Raw genomic sequence first — 286 nt, 5'->3', positions numbered from 1 at the left:
CACGATCAACACCGCCCACGTCGAATACGAAACAGCCGGTCGCCACTACGCCCACGTCGACTGCCCAGGCCACGCCGATTATGTCAAAAACATGATCACCGGCGCCGCCCAGATGGACGGCGCGATCCTGGTCTGCTCCGCAGCAGACGGCCCAATGCCACAAACCCGCGAACACATCCTGCTGGCGCGCCAGGTTGGCGTACCCTACATCATCGTGTTCCTGAACAAGTGCGACATGGTCGACGACGCAGAGTTGCTGGAACTGGTCGAAATGGAAGTCCGCGAG

The 286-nt window shown here is 60.8% G+C and carries 1 protein-coding gene; it reads left to right on the top strand.

What is annotated here, in order from left to right:
* The coding region (locus tag LPB67_RS19075) for a GTP-binding protein (RefSeq protein WP_262838924.1) at positions 1-286 on the top strand (286 nt) is incomplete at both ends.

Origin of the sequence: Undibacterium sp. Jales W-56 (assembly GCF_025548535.1) — a bacterium.
Classification (GTDB): Bacteria; Pseudomonadota; Gammaproteobacteria; order Burkholderiales; family Burkholderiaceae_D; genus Undibacterium.
This window is presented reverse-complemented; position numbering and strand designations above follow the sequence as displayed.